General features: G+C 43.5%; 9 protein-coding genes and 1 pseudogene. 7 read left to right on the forward strand and 3 right to left on the reverse strand.

Annotated features, from left to right (window positions below; all coding sequences use genetic code 11):
* The first annotated feature begins 15 nt into the window (after nt 1-15).
* The 3 genes from IQR33_RS15935 (at nt 16) to rsmF (ending at nt 5,494) form a co-directional block, all read left to right on the forward strand.
* Nucleotides 16-1,266, forward strand: coding sequence for a paraquat-inducible protein A (locus IQR33_RS15935; RefSeq protein ID WP_193837361.1), 1,251 nt, complete (start codon nt 16-18; stop codon nt 1,264-1,266).
* Nucleotides 1,259-3,907 carry an MlaD family protein gene (locus IQR33_RS15940; RefSeq protein ID WP_053304488.1) on the forward strand — a complete coding sequence of 883 codons (2,649 nt, stop codon included), beginning with the start codon at nt 1,259-1,261 and terminating at the stop codon, nt 3,905-3,907. The genes IQR33_RS15935 and IQR33_RS15940 overlap by 8 nt, the downstream gene beginning before the upstream one ends.
* Nucleotides 3,908-4,057: 150 nt before the next feature.
* The gene (rsmF, locus tag IQR33_RS15945) at nt 4,058-5,494 is read left to right on the forward strand and encodes a 16S rRNA (cytosine(1407)-C(5))-methyltransferase RsmF (protein WP_053304487.1); all 1,437 of its coding nucleotides are present in this window, start codon (nt 4,058-4,060) and stop codon (nt 5,492-5,494) included.
* A 283-nt stretch (nt 5,495-5,777) separates the two neighbouring features.
* On the opposite strand, the gene IQR33_RS15950 is transcribed toward rsmF, so the two are convergent.
* On the reverse strand, nt 5,778-6,611 hold the full coding sequence (locus IQR33_RS15950; protein ID WP_193837360.1) for a S1 RNA-binding domain-containing protein: 834 nt from the start codon (nt 6,609-6,611) through the stop codon (nt 5,778-5,780).
* A gap of 192 nt (nt 6,612-6,803) precedes the next feature.
* On the opposite strand from IQR33_RS15950, the gene IQR33_RS15955 reads away from it, so the two are divergent.
* Nucleotides 6,804-8,156, forward strand: a complete 1,353-nt coding sequence (locus IQR33_RS15955; protein WP_053304486.1) for a hypothetical protein — start codon at nt 6,804-6,806, stop codon at nt 8,154-8,156.
* A gap of 33 nt (nt 8,157-8,189) precedes the next feature.
* Here the strand turns inward: IQR33_RS15955 and IQR33_RS15960 are convergent, their stop codons facing one another.
* Nucleotides 8,190-8,687, reverse strand: a complete 498-nt coding sequence (locus tag IQR33_RS15960) for a DUF4442 domain-containing protein (RefSeq protein WP_005377418.1) — start codon at nt 8,685-8,687, stop codon at nt 8,190-8,192.
* 374 nt (nt 8,688-9,061) lie between these two features.
* On the opposite strand from IQR33_RS15960, the gene IQR33_RS15965 reads away from it, so the two are divergent.
* On the forward strand, nt 9,062-10,120 hold the full coding sequence (locus IQR33_RS15965; protein ID WP_005377417.1) for a 3-deoxy-7-phosphoheptulonate synthase: 1,059 nt from the start codon (nt 9,062-9,064) through the stop codon (nt 10,118-10,120).
* Nucleotides 10,121-10,141: 21 nt separating this feature from the next.
* The gene (locus IQR33_RS15970) at nt 10,142-10,624 is read left to right on the forward strand and encodes a YajQ family cyclic di-GMP-binding protein (protein WP_005377415.1); all 483 of its coding nucleotides are present in this window, start codon (nt 10,142-10,144) and stop codon (nt 10,622-10,624) included.
* 102 nt (nt 10,625-10,726) lie between these two features.
* On the opposite strand, the gene IQR33_RS15975 is transcribed toward IQR33_RS15970, so the two are convergent.
* Nucleotides 10,727-11,647 carry a precorrin-2 dehydrogenase/sirohydrochlorin ferrochelatase family protein gene (locus IQR33_RS15975; RefSeq protein ID WP_033905330.1) on the reverse strand — a complete coding sequence of 307 codons (921 nt, stop codon included), beginning with the start codon at nt 11,645-11,647 and terminating at the stop codon, nt 10,727-10,729.
* A gap of 460 nt (nt 11,648-12,107) precedes the next feature.
* Here IQR33_RS15975 and IQR33_RS15980 point away from each other — a divergent pair.
* Nucleotides 12,108-12,331: pseudogene (locus IQR33_RS15980) on the forward strand (amino acid ABC transporter substrate-binding protein); the annotation flags it as partial.

Raw genomic sequence — 12,331 nt, forward strand, 5'->3', positions numbered from 1 at the left:
GCTAGAGAGGTCGTTATGACCTCTCTGTCTAAGCACGCCATGCAACCCAATAACGTACGTTTGTGCCAAGGTTGTGAATTGCCTATCGACATCGTCGACTTACCCCATGGCAAAAATGCACACTGCCCTCGTTGTGGTACACAATTATATCGCGGAGGTAGCCCTAGCCTCTCTGGTAATCTAGCCGTCGCGATAACCTGCATCCTACTATTTATTCCATCGCACTTTTTTAACTTTATTAGCATCCGACTCTTTGGTGTGATGATTCCGGCAACCCTGCCTTCAGGGATGCTCACATTGATGGAAGAAGGATTTGTTCTTCTTTCATTGCTCATTCTATTTTGTAGCTCTCTAGCGCCACTGACGGTTTGTGTTTCAGTGGTAACGGCGCATATTTCTTTACATCAACGATGGTTCCGTGGGCTTCGTATCTCACTGTGGCTAATTCAACATTTGAAGCATTGGGTTATGTTAGATGTGTTCTTAGTGAGCATCGCCATTTCCTGTTTTAAACTCCAAGATTATTCCGACATTTTCGTCGGCCCAGGGTTAATTGGTCTGGTTCTTTTGCAGATATTTACCGTTTTGTTAGTTTCAAGAATCAGCGTGCGTCGTTATTGGGAAGCTTGGAAACCAGAAAGTTTATATGCTTTTGAGCATAAAGATGTGCATTGCCATGAATGCCACTTGTCCCAGCCTGAAGGCCACCATTGCCAACGTTGTCATCACGAGTTATATCATCGCAAGCCAAACTCCATTCAGAAAACATGGGCTTACCTCATCGCAGCAACGGTCGCCATCTTCCCCGCTAACCTGATCCCTATTTCCATCTTGCTTACCAATGGTAAGCGTTTGGAGGACACTATTTTTTCAGGCGTGGCTGGTTTGGTAAAAAGCGGCATGTATGGAATCGCTGCGATCATTTTTGTTGCCAGTGTCGTTGTCCCGGTGATTAAAATACTTGGGCTCGCCTACATCATGCTTTGCATCCAATTCAAACGTTCGGTGTTTAAGAGACAACGAATGATGGTTTACTTTGTTGTTAAATGGATCGGTAAATGGTCTGTGATGGATTTGTTTGTTATTTCTATCATGATGACGTTAGTCGATCGTGGTCAGATACTGGATTTCACACCAGGATATGGCGCCGTAGCATTTGGTGTTGTCGTAGTGTTGACCATGCTTGCAGCAGAAAGTATTGATCCAAGGCTAATCTGGGACCAAACAAACCCAAAACAATCAGAAAAAGAGTCAATGAATGAGTGATCAGAACAGTTCTCAAACGTCATACGTACCAGATGTAAAGCGGAGTAAAGGCATATCTCCTCTTTGGCTGTTGCCAATTTTGACCATGGTCTTAGCTGGCTGGCTTGTTGTGAAGTCGATACACGATGCAGGACAACGAGTGCAAATCTATTTTTCTGATGCCGCTGGTCTTGTCGCCGGCCGAACCACTATCCGTTACCAAGGATTAGAAGTCGGCATGGTAAGAGACATTAACCTCACCGAAGATCTCGGCAGTATTTATGTCGATGCTGATATCTATCCTGAAGCTGCAAAGTTACTGAACGATAAAACACGCTTTTGGTTAGTAAAACCAACAGCTAGCCTAACGGGAGTTTCCGGACTGGATGCGCTCGTCTCAGGTAACTACATCTCGATTCAACCCGGAGATGGTCAAGAGTTTGAGACAACATTCCATGCGTTAGACTCTGCTCCAACAGATTTACGCGTTTCTCAAGGTTTGAATATTAAGCTCAAAAGCCGTGATTTAGGTGGTGTATCGGTTGGCTCTCAAATTGTTTATAAGAAAATCCCAATCGGTGAAGTGTACAGTTACCAGCTAGATGAAGATGCAAAATCTATCACTATTCAGGCCAACATTCAGGATCAATACCGACATATCATTAACAACCGCAGTCGATTCTGGAACGTCAGTGGAATTGGTGCCAGCATCGGTTTTGAAGGTGTCGATGTAAGACTAGAAAGCATGAGTGCCTTACTAGGTGGCGCCATCGCCGTCGACTCTCCGGATGATGGTGAGCCTGTAGAAGAGAACACCGAGTTCCGTTTGTATAAAGATTTGAAAACTGCTGGTCGAGGCATCGCGGTTAAAATCGTCCTACCTGATGACAGCAAGATCAGCGGAGAAGGCGCTCCAATTATGTATCGCGGAATCGAAATTGGCCAAGTTACGGACTTGAGCCTTTCCGAAGGCCGAGAAGTGATATTGGCGTCAGCGGCAATTCAACCCGCTTTTAGTGACATGCTGACGACAGGTACTCGATTTGTCTTAGAAGAAGCAAAAGTGTCCCTCTCTGGTGTAGAAAACATTGCTAATTTAGTGCGAGGGAACTTCTTAACGATCGTGCCGGGCGCGGGTGAACGCTCTCGCCGCTTTACTGCCATTCGTAAAAACGTGTTTAACCAACAGCAAGAAAAGTCCATCGCGATTCGGTTGGTGTCCGACAATTCGTTTGGCCTAGATAGCGGTGCCAATGTACTTTATAAAGGCATCGTTGTTGGTTCAATCATCAAAGTGGGCCTAGTTAAGGAAGATAAAAAATCACAACACGAAGTATTTATGGATGTATTGATTGACCATGAATACAAACATCTGATCAAATCAAACAATCGTTTTTATGTAACCGGCAGTGCATCAGCAGAGTTAACTGAATCCGGGCTCAGCGTTACCGTTCCTCCAGCAAAGCAGTTGTTAACCGGGTCAATTAGTTTTGTGAGCGAAGGCAAGCAGGATATTCAAAAAGAGTATCAACTGTTCCAAAATGAATCATTGGCTGAATTGGCGCAGTACAATCAAAGTGGCTCTAGGGCTCTAACACTATTTGCTTCTGAATTGCCGCCGATTTCCAAAGGCAGCCCTCTACTCTATCGTAATCTTCCAGTTGGTAACGTCTCCGATTTCCAACTAGTTGATGGCGGAGTACTAATTAAGGCTACTATCGAAAACCGCTTCGCTTATCTTGTAACGCCACAAACCGTTTTTTGGAATCGTTCAGGGATTGAGATAGATGCATCATTAGCTGGCGTCAGTGTGAAAGCACACCCTTTGAAATCGTTAATAGAAGGTGGCATCGCTTTTGACTCCGTGCCAGGCGTTGAAAACAAAATCGGAGAAAGCTGGAAGCTGTATTCTGATCAAAAAACCGCTCGCAAGTTTGGGCGCGTCATTGCTTTAGAAACCGACGGTTCGCAAGAGATTGCTAAAGGAATGCCGATTGAATATCAAGGTGTTAAAGTTGGTGAAATCACTCTGGTTGTACCGAATTTTCGTCGTAACATGGTTGAAGTCACTGCAAGGATCCTACCTGAATACGTAGAAAACATTGCGGTTGAAGGCTCACATTTTTGGCTAACTGAACCAGAAATTGGTTTAGGTGGCGTTAAAAACCTCGGGGCGTTGGTGTCGAAATCCATCAGTGTTGAACCAGGTAAAGGTAAAGCTAAATTTGATTTTCAATTAGAACATAGTTCAGAACGCGTGCATGGAATCATGTTTACGTTACAAAGTGAACAAAGAGGTTCAGTTCAAGTCGGTACCCCTATTCTTTACCGCCAGATGGAAGTTGGCCAAGTGACCGACGTAAGCCTAGGAGAATTTGCTGATCGCATCCTCACGACTATCAAAATACAGCCTGAATATGCTTACCTCGTTCGTCAAAACAGTGTGTTCTGGAATGTTTCAGGAGTAGATGTTTCCATCGGGCTTACCGGCGCTAACATCAAAGCGGGAACCTTTGATAGTTTAGTTCGCGGAGGAATTGCGTTTTCAACGCCAGAGCAATCGACTATTCCACCAGCGGCAAAGAGTGGGCAATCTTTCTTTTTGTATCCACAAGCTGAAGAGGGTTGGACTCAATGGCGTACAGCGATTCCTAAGCCGTAGAATAAAGCTCAATTCATGTACAATTGAAGTTTGATCACTTTAAAAGAGCAGCAATCGCTGCTCTTTTTTAATGCTCGGCCCTTGTCACTATTCGTTTCTGCTTCGCTTTCGTATATTATTTGCCACAAATTCTGCAAACGAGATCCCACATTGCATCCTAATGTTTACATCCCAGACGCGTTTCTGGAAAAAATCCAAACGATCCTTCCTGCTCACCTCAACATGGAAGACTTTATCGCGTCTTGCCAAAAGCCACTGCGCAAAAGTATTCGAGTTAATACGTTGAAGATCAGCGTTGAAGCGTTTTTAGAACGAGCAGAAACAAAAGGCTGGAAGCTTTCTCCTGTGCCTTGGTGTGACTCGGGGTTTTGGATTGAAGCGGACGAGTCAGTTGTACCATTAGGCAACACAGCAGAACACATGTCTGGCTTATTCTACATTCAAGAAGCCAGTTCGATGATGCCGGTATCTGCTCTGTTTATGAATGATGAATCTTACGATGCCGTGTTAGATACCGCAGCCGCTCCCGGCTCAAAAACCACTCAAATTGCAGCTCTAATGAACAACAAAGGTGTACTTGTGGCCAATGAATACGCCGCAAGTCGTGTAAAAGTACTGCACGCTAATGTGGAACGTTGTGGGGTACGTAACGCCGCACTAAGTAACTTCGATGGGCGCGTTTTTGGCGGTTGGCTACCAGAACAATTTGATGCGGTTTTGCTCGACGCGCCCTGCTCTGGAGAAGGCACCGTTCGCAAAGACGAAGATGCGATGAAAAACTGGACGCAAGCTTCCGTACTCGACATCGCTGACACACAGAAAGATCTTATTGAAAGCGCCTTCCATGCATTAAAGCCCGGTGGTGTGATGGTTTACTCAACATGTACGCTCAGTACAGAAGAAAACCAACAAGTTTGTCAACACTTGAAAGAAACCTTTGGGGATGCTGTAGAGTTTGAAAGCCTTGAGAACTTGTTTGAAAACGCAGAGGCAGCCCTAACTGAAGAAGGCTTTTTGCATATTTTCCCACAGGTCTACGACTGTGAAGGGTTCTTTGTTGCAAGAATTCGCAAACTGGCTGCTGTTGAGGCGCCAGAAGTCAAAAAGCGCATGGGGAAATTCCCCTTTGCTAAAACTTCAAAAAAAGAATCGACAGAAATTGCTCAACAACTCCAAAGCGCGTTAGGTATTAAACTTCCAAATGACAGTTCTGTATGGCTTCGCGATAAAGATGTCTGGTTATTCCCTAATGCTTTAGAAGCGATGATCGGCGAATTACGCTTCTCCCGTATGGGTATAAAGATCGCGGAAGCCCATAAAAATGGCTACCGTTGGCAACACCAAGTCGCGACTGCCCTGGCGACAGGTTCTGAAAGCAACGCCATTGAACTCAGTATTGAAGAAGCGCGCGAATGGTACATGGGGCGTGATGTTCGCCCACAAACCATTCCTGAGGGAATGAAAACAGGTAAAGGCGAAGTGCTTGTCACCTATCAAGGCGCAGTTATTGGCCTTGGCAAGTGGGTAAGCAACCGAATAAAGAATGGTCTCCCTCGCGAATTAGTACGAGATAAGAACTTATTTTAAAAGACGTAACGAACCATAAATAAATGAAAAGCCATCGTATTTGCGATGGCTTTTTAATTCGTAAGTATGAAAGCAAGTGGGCTCGCTAGCGATCCGGACACGCTGTACTAAACTAGTTGTATCAAAGTAATGCTTTGATGTGGCATTTCTCTCTATGTTCACCAACAAAATTATTGTTGGACAAGTTTAGCGCAGGCTCTGCGGAGCCGTTTCCCCTAGGCCCAAAAAAAGGAAAAGTTTGGGCCGTTTTTTTGGCTGTAGTTCCACTATACGTGAGTTTGGACTACGCTAGACGAATACCGTCTTTCTCAATGACAATTTTACCCTGCTTGTATAAGCCACCGATGGTCTTTTTATAAGTCCCTTTACTTGTGCGGAAAGCATCAAAAATCGCTTCAGGAGAAGACTTGTCATTCAAAGGCAAAAATCCGCCTTTCTTCTCTAGCAAGTCAAGGATCTTACTAGAAAGATCGTCCATTTTCGCCACACCGACTTTTTGTAGAGCAAGGTCGATTTTGCCATCTTCACGAATGTGCTTAATAAAGCCTTTCAGCTTTTTACCGATGTAAAGCTTACCAAAAACATCCGATGGGAAAATCATGCCCCAATGCTTACCATTAACGATAGCTTTATAACCAAGTTGACTACGCTCTGCGATGATCAAATCAACTTGCTCGTTAACTTCATAATTCGCTGGAGTTTTATCTAACCATTTATTGAACTTAGTCGTACCAACAATGCGACCTGACGCTTTGTCGGTATAAACATACACTAAAATGGTTTGTCCGGCAGAGAAGCGAGTGCGTTGCTCACTAAAAGGAATCAGTAAGTCCTTTTCTTTGATGCCCCAATTTACAAAAGCACCTGTCGCATTCACACCCTCAATCTTCATTAAACCCCATTCACCCACTTGGGCAATTGGTCTTTCAATGGTCGCAGCAAGTTGGCTTTCTGAATCGAAGTACAGAAATACGTCTACATGCTCACCAATTTCAGTACCCTCTGGTACATACTTACTAGGTAGTAGAACAGAACCGTAATCATCGCCATCCAGAAATACGCCAAAATCAGCCTTTTTAATGGCTTCTAAGCTGTTAATTTGACCAATTTTAATCATTGATTTTGTCTCTTTTTAAATTTACGTGGAATTATACCTAAACTAACAAGAAAATCAGAGAGAAAAGCATAGTGCTCTGTTATGCTGTTGTCGTTCAGCTATATGCCCCAGTCACTCTTTTAGCACTCTTATACTTACCTGCTCAACGGAACGCATAAGTTAAGAATGCTTTAGCAAAGTCAGGAGCTTTCTTTGGTCACCGTCGATAAACAAGACTCAATAACATTAAAAATCAGTCATGCACTCGCAAAGAGCAAAAGTGTCGACCTAGATATTTACTTTTTTATACCTGGTGAGCTTGGTTTAAACGCCGATATCATCAGTGAATCCGAATTTTATTACACCTCAATCACACAGCAACGATCTTATTACAGTACTGAAATCCTTCTTCCGCTAGTACACAGTCGACTTGCCAAACGTGGACGCCTGTCGAATCAGCAATACCGAGTAAGTTTGAGTTTGTTCGCTTACCAATACGTTATCGCGCTAGACAAAGCGGTAGCAAGTTTAAACAAGCATGAGAACAACTCCGTAACGGAAGAGGAAGTGGACGAAGTTATCGAGCTCACGCTTGAGATCTTAAAGCGCTTGCGGCGTTCTATTCCTTACGAAGAGAACTTAAAACGCTACTACGTTAACATCGATAACTATCTGTCCTGGTATACCGAGCAAAAGTTCCTGTCACTGGTGGCCCACCTACCACGTGAAGGCGACTATGGCACGATCAAGAAGCGCCTGATCACGCTATGTGAGAAAGAGCAAGCCCATCGTAAACTCAACAAATACAACTCATCAAGAGTCGTTGAAGACGTTACTCGCCTATCTAACAAAATGCGCTTGCTAAGGCGATTGATTGAACACCCTATCGTGCTTCGTGAAGAAACCATATCGATGGGTAACAACATTAAGCGCGCTATCAAAGGTATTGCAACCGGTTTAGTGATGGTTGTCGTGACCTCGACCGTGATTCTCGCTCGCGATTATCTGGGGGAAATTTCTGCCTCATTCATTATCGCGATGTCTTTTATTTACGCTTTACGAGAAATCTTTAAAGATGATTTACGCGATGCCATGTGGCGATGGATCCGTAAAGGCAAGCCAAAATGGCGTAAGAAGTATGTTGATCCAACGACGAAAAAAGTGGTTGGCAAAAAATTGGAGTGGCTCGATTATCGTACCTTAAGTAGCTTGCCGGATAAGATTCAAAGAATACGTAAAAAACGCGTCGTTCAACGTGAAGAGCAGATTCTTCATTATCACGAGAAAACCGAAATGGCGACCTCTCTTTTCTTGAGTGGTTACGAACAAACGAGAGAAACATTGAACATCAGTTTACGCCCTATCATCCGCTTGATGGATAAAAGCTCAAACCGAGTTTACCGTTTAAATGAAGGTCAAGTAACCAAAGAGTCAGTAGAGAAACGTCATTTGCTCAATGTGATTGTCAAAGAGGACAACCACACCGATGAGCCTGTTTATTACCGCTGGAAAGTGGTCTTAAATCGTTCCAAAATCGTCTCTATCGAGAAGATTGAACTCAATTAAGCCAACGCCTTTAAACAAACGAGCCACAAACCACTAGGCAGCCTCTTTTCTTTGTTGGGCTGCTTTTTTTATCGAAAGAGTAAGCGAGAATTCAGCCATTGGCTCGTCACCATGTAAGTTAGGACACAGCGCGACAATTTTTACGTCACGATTTACTCGTTCACCCGTTGCCAAGGTGTGCTCGAGCATCTCATCAATGACATGACCATCGTTACAAACAAAGTGCACATCGGCTTCCGGGCGCTTTAAAAACTCGGCTTTCACACCTTTAAATGCTAGCGAGATCGCTTCTCCCTTTTCTTGCGCTTTACTCATAGCAAGAAAACCACCAGCAACATCAGCACCAACGGCTAAAGCGCCGAAATACATGCTATTCAGGTGGTTCTTCGTTCTTCTGCGCAATGGGATACGAACCTCAACATGCTTGCTATCTATCGCAATGATTTTAGGGTGGCAAAGCCAAATCAGCGGCACTTTCGAAAAGCCAAACAGATTTAGATACAAATTCGCACGACGTAGAGCTGATAACATTTTGGTCTCCTTACCAATCTAGTCAGACCAGTTAATCAACGAAAGAAATAGATGTCAAAGAAATGTTAACAAAAGCTCGATCTCACGAGTTATTTAACCCTCATAAAGTGACGGCGTCACCCGTAAGGTATGAAGTTTATCGCAGTTACTTAGATTACCTTACAGCGAGATAGAGAAAATGGTTATAAATTCAAATGTATATATATATTGATTTAATGATCAAGTTTTGTCATTTATACATAAGTCATTTAAATGAATACCTACACCTTTGTATACAATTCGGTATTTCCTGGCGAAGATTCCCGTGAAACGGTTTATTCCTGCCTGTAATTCCGTTATCTTTACCCCTTCGCAATAGAGAATAAAGCTATAACATGCCTATAAAAACAGATGAATTGAGAACCCAACCTTTGGGTCCAATGCCTACCCCAGCAGAGCTAGGTAGTGTACATCCTATTACGGATGACGTTGCAGACCGTATCGCTCAATCTCGTCGTCAGATTGAAAACATTTTATCGGGTGAAGACAATCGCCTTCTTGCGATTGTAGGTCCGTGTTCTGTTCACGACACTGAAGCTGCCATTGATTACGCCACTCGTCTGAGTGAAATCCAAGACAAGTACAAAGACGAGCTATTTATCGTGATGCGTACTTACTTTGAAAAGCCTCGTACAGTAGTTGGTTGGAAAGGTTTGATTACGGACCCTAACCTAGATGGTTCTTACGCACTTGAAGCTGGTCTTCATAAAGCTCGTAAACTACTACTGGATATCAACAAGCTTGGTCTTGCGACTGCTACTGAGTTTCTTGATATGATCACTGGCCAATACATCGCGGATTTGATCACTTGGGGCGCGATTGGTGCTCGCACAACGGAATCACAAATTCACCGTGAAATGGCGTCGGCACTATCTTGCCCAGTTGGTTTCAAAAATGGCACAAATGGCAACGTAAAAATTGCAATTGATGCAATTCGCGCATCGAAAGCATCGCATTACTTCTACTCGCCAGATAAGAACGGTCGAATGACGGTTTACCGCACAAGTGGCAACCCTTACGGTCATATTATTCTGCGCGGTGGAGAAAAAGGCCCTAACTTTGATGAAGCATCAGTCAAACAAGCATGTGATGCTTTAGCTGAGTTTGGATTGCCACAACGTTTGGTTGTGGATTTCAGCCATGCAAACTGTCAGAAGCAACACAGAAAACAAATCGACGTAGCTCAAGACATTTGTAACCAAATTAAGTCAGGCAGCACTCGTATTGCGGGTATCATGGCTGAAAGCTTTATTCTTGAAGGCAATCAGCCAATGACTGACATCAATAACCTAACGTATGGTCAGTCTATTACAGATCCATGCCTAGGTTGGGAAGACACTGCTACAATGCTAGATATGCTGGCAAGCGCTGTTAAGTCCCGAAAGTCCCTATAACAAAATAATCAAGGAATCTTCATGCCATCGTTTGATATTGTTTCTGAAATCGATACGGTTGAACTACGTAACGCCGTTGATAACGCTAACCGTGAATTGTCTACTCGTTTCGATTTCCGCAACGTAAATGCGAGCTTTGAGCTAGTAGAAGAAAACGTAAAAATGTCTGCGGAAGGTGACTTCCAACTTAAGCAAATGCGCGACATTTTACGCGGCCACTTAGCGAAGCGTAACATTGACGCGAACGCAATGGATGCACAAGACCCAGACGTTACTGGTAAAAACTGGCACCAAACTCTGCTTTTCCGTCAAGGTATTGATACTCCAACGGCGAAAAAAGTAGTGAAACTTATCAAAGACGCAAAGTTAAAAGTACAAGCTTCTATTCAAGGCGACAAAGTACGTGTTACTGGTAAGAAACGCGACGACCTGCAAGCGACAATGGCAGCGATTCGTGAAGCAGAGATGGGTATCCCATTCCAGTTTAACAACTTCCGTGATTAATCAATCTGAGAAGTAAGTAAAAACGCCAGCGCATAATCCGCTGGCGTTTTTTATTGGCTTTTGTGTAACGAACTACGTATCCACTTTTAGCATTTGGCATTGCTAGATAACCAAGTCCTGCCCTTGCAGCAATACGAATTCGCTCGTTCCTTGTGGTATGAACACGCAAATTCGAAGCTTTTCAGCTTTAGCCTTGGCCAGCATATCCGAAAGCTCAGCAGCGCTCGAGAAAGCTTCTCTTTCTGCATCTCTGCGTATTAGTTCTAACACATTCGCTTCACATCGAGTTGAGTACAGAGCCAGCTCCGCTTGTTGCATATAGCGTACGGCTTTTATTGGCAACATCTCAACATCTTTCCCAACATGTATCCAAGTACAACTTCCCTTTTCATCTAAAGGTGTTGCCATGGTCGCTTGGTAAATTGCTTCTAACTCACGATTATCTCGCGCGTTTTCCACCTCGGGATTCGAGAAAAATTGCTCCCAAAACTTGCGGCGTAAATCGACGCTAGGCAGTGCCTCTTTAATTGAGTTTCGCTTTGAGTTAGCAAAATCCGCCATCAACCCCATGTTTTGTGGCAGTATCGATTCAAGCTTTTCACGGATGTTTCGAATTAAAACTGGCGAAGCTCCACCACTAGAGATAGCGATTTGGATGCGGCCACGATTAATCATTGACGGCGTGATGAAATCACAATAAGGCTTATCATCCACAACGTTAACCAAGATGCCTAGCTCTTTGGCATCTTTGTACACTTGGTGATTTAGCTCAGGATTGTCTGTCGTCGCCCACACTTGAACAAAGTTTTTAGTGACAATGTCACTCGAATAGAAACGTTGTACCCAGCGCAGTTGATGCTCAGAAGCAAGCTTAGACAGAAAATCAACCAACGTCGGAGAAACGATAGTCACATCCGCCCCAGCCTTTAGCAACGCTTCCACCTTTCGGCTTGCCACCTCACCGCCACCCACGACGAGAACGGGTTTATTAATTAAATCTAAGAACAGAGGAAAATATCGCATTTCAATCCATGATTACTCTAATTAGCTGTTGTAGACCATGCTACCAAAAATGGGGCAAGCTCATCACCCTGTTTCGGTATCACAAATAATTTTTGTTTGAATTTTTACTGAACTTCACCTTGCTCAGCTAATGACAGTTTTAATAACAACTTTTTATTCTTTTGTATTGTTCACTCTTCTATTGATTGTTCTGATGCACCAAATTGTCCATGAATTGCACTATTTACAAACAATTAACATTTCGTCATTCTAAATCTCAAGGCACTTTGTAAGTTCTCTCAAAACTTCATTTAAATTATATATTTGAGAATTAACAGATCCTTTCCTACGCTTATAACTGGTTGATCTATCGAATGCCGTTTCTTCGAAAATCAATCACGTAGGACGATAACTCTAACGAATTGGACACGTTATTTCAGGTCACTCCTGATTAAACATGGATCATACAGGAAGGATACAAATGGCAAATAAACTCACAGTTCTTGCTTCCGTCGTAGCGGCTTCTACTGCGATGATGGCAACATCAGCTCAAGCAGCAGACACTACTCTGGACAAAGTCACAAAACAAGGTTTTCTTACTTGTGGTGTAAGTACCGGTCTACCTGGTTTCTCTAACCCTAACTCAAAAGGCGAATGGGAAGGTATCGACGTAGAATATTGCCAAGCACTGGCTGCAGCCGTTCT

The sequence above is a fragment of the Vibrio sp. OPT46 genome, assembly GCF_015163535.1.
Lineage (GTDB): Bacteria > Pseudomonadota > Gammaproteobacteria > Enterobacterales > Vibrionaceae > Vibrio > Vibrio alginolyticus.